2 protein-coding genes and 1 pseudogene are annotated in these 2687 nt (G+C 69.6%); all 3 read left to right on the forward strand.

From position 1 onward, the window contains the following. Positions 1-337, forward strand: a pseudogene (locus QOD90_RS17145) (helicase-associated domain-containing protein); the annotation flags it as partial. A 28-nt stretch (positions 338-365) separates the two neighbouring features. Further along, positions 366-2015, forward strand: a complete 1650-nt coding sequence (locus QOD90_RS17150) for a DNA repair helicase XPB (RefSeq protein ID WP_526351802.1) — start codon at positions 366-368, stop codon at positions 2013-2015. A 52-nt stretch (positions 2016-2067) separates the two neighbouring features. Next, positions 2068-2687: hypothetical protein (locus tag QOD90_RS17155; RefSeq protein WP_526351804.1), on the forward strand; the 620-nt coding region annotated here is incomplete at its 3' end.

Here is a 2687-nt window from a genome sequence, read left to right on the forward strand (position 1 = left end):
TACCCCCGCGACCCGGCGCCGGGGCCATCCGATGCCGACGCCCACCGTGCAGACACTGCGCGCGATCGTCGCGGTGCTGCGGAAGGTGGCCGCCACGTCGTTGGGCGGCGGGCGGCTCGACCCGGCCGAGGCGATGGCACAGTTGCAAGGCGCCGCACACCGCCAGACCTCGGTCGTGATCGGCTACGTCGACGCGGCGGGTGTGGCGACCCAGCGCGTGGTGGCCCCGATCAACGTCCGCGGCGGTCAGCTGAGCGCCTACGATCCGGCGTCCGGGCGGGTGCGGGAGTTCGCGATCCACCGCGTGACGTCGGTGGTGTCGGCCGACCCTGGATAATGGACGGAATGACCGACGAGCGTCGCGCATGACCGACGGCCCCCTGATCGTGCAGTCCGACAAGACGGTGCTGCTCGAGATCGACCACGAGCTCGCAGGCGCAGCCCGTGCCGCCATCGCCCCGTTCGCCGAGTTGGAACGCGCGCCCGAACACATCCACACCTACCGGATCACTCCGCTGGCGTTGTGGAACGCCCGCGCGGCAGGCCACGATGCCGAGCAGGTGGTCGACGCGCTGGTGTCCTTCTCGCGTTACGCGGTGCCACAACCGTTGCTCGTCGACATCGTGGACACCATGGCCCGCTACGGGCGGCTGCAGCTGGTGAAGAGCCCGGTGCACGGCCTGGTGCTGGTCAGCTTCGACCGCGCGGTCCTCGAGGAGGTGCTGCGCAACAAGAAGATCGCCCCGATGCTCGGTGCGCGCATCGACGACGACACCGTCATCGTGCACCCGAGCGAGCGCGGCCGCGTCAAGCAGATGCTGCTCAAGATCGGCTGGCCCGCAGAGGATCTCGCCGGGTACGTCAACGGCGAGGCCCATCGCATCGAGCTCGAGCAGAACGGTTGGGAACTCCGGGACTACCAGGAGATGGCGGCCGACTCGTTCTGGCTCGGCGGCTCCGGCGTCGTCGTGCTGCCGTGCGGGGCGGGCAAGACGCTGGTGGGAGCGGCGGCCATGGCCAAGGCGGGCGCCACCACCCTGATACTGGTGACCAACACGGTGGCCGGAAGGCAGTGGAAGCGCGAGCTGATCGCCAGGACCTCGCTGACCGAGGAGGAGATCGGCGAATACTCCGGCGAGCGCAAGGAGATTCGACCCGTCACGATCGCCACCTATCAGGTCATCACGCGACGCACCAAGGGCGAGTACCGCCACCTCGAGCTGTTCGACAGCCGCGACTGGGGCCTGATCATCTACGACGAGGTGCACCTGCTGCCAGCACCGGTGTTCCGGATGACGGCCGACCTGCAGTCGCGCAGGCGGCTCGGTCTCACCGCGACGCTGATCCGCGAGGACGGCCGCGAGGGCGACGTGTTCAGCCTGATCGGGCCGAAGCGATACGACGCGCCGTGGAAGGACATCGAGGCACAGGGCTGGATCGCGCCCGCCGAGTGCATCGAGGTCCGCGTCACGATGACCGACAACGAGCGGATGATCTACGCCACGGCCGAACCCGAGGAACGGTACAAGCTGTGTTCGACGGCGCACACCAAGATGGCGGTGGTGAAGTCGATCCTCGATCGCCATCCCGGCGAGCCGACGCTGGTGATCGGCGCCTACCTCGACCAGCTCGACGAGTTGGGTAGGGAACTCGACGCCCCGGTCATCCAGGGCTCGACGAAGACCGCGGAGCGCGAGGCACTGTACGAAGCGTTCCGGCAGGGAGAGATTCAGACGCTGGTGGTGTCCAAGGTCGCGAACTTCTCCATCGACCTGCCCGAAGCCAGCGTGGCGGTGCAGGTGTCGGGAACCTTCGGGTCGCGGCAGGAGGAGGCGCAACGGCTGGGCAGGCTCTTGCGCCCCAAGGCCGACGGCGGCGGTGCGGTGTTCTACTCGGTGGTGTCCCGGGACAGTCTCGACGCCGAATACGCCGCGCACCGGCAGCGATTCCTCGCCGAACAGGGCTATGGCTACGTCATCAAGGACGCCGACGATCTGCTCGGGCCTGCGATCTAGACTTCGCGCGCGATGTCGCAAACACCGTGCCGAGCGGCTAGCCTCGACACTCATGACCGGACGACCGCGCACCAGCGCCTTCTCGCCGACCACGATGGCCGCCAAGTTGGCACTCGCCGGTGTAGCCGTCAGCCTCGGCGCGTTGGCGCTCGCGGGACCGGCCGTCGCCGATCCGGTGGACCCGAACGATCCGTCGCTGCTGATCTCCAACCCGGGGGCACCCGCCCCACCTGGACAGCCCGTTGCGGAGGCCGCGCCACCCGTCCCTGGCGACGCGGGCGGCGGCAACTTCGACCCGTCTCGGGCGGTAGGCCACGTCGCGGACGACCAGGCGCACTACGGCAGCGGGTCCGGTCCACTGGGCTTCATCCGGGACGCCTGGCACCAGGCCAAGGACCCGATGAACTTCGCGGGCACGCCCGACGGCGAGATGCCGACGTCGGCGCCGCCGCCCGGTGCAGGACCCGCGCCGAAGCTGCCGCCGGGATACGTGTCGATGAACGCCCCGGGATCCGAGACGCCGATGCCGGCAGCCGATCCCAACGCTCCCAAGCCCGCCGCACCGCCGGGATACATCCGGATGGACGACGGGCGGCTCGCGCCCGACCCGGCAGGCCCACCCCCGGCAGTCCAGGCCAACGGAGCGCCCGTTCCGGCACCGTACGTGCCGGT

The sequence above is a fragment of the Mycobacterium sp. genome (genome assembly GCF_032161845.1).
Classification (GTDB): domain Bacteria; phylum Actinomycetota; class Actinomycetes; order Mycobacteriales; family Mycobacteriaceae; genus Mycobacterium.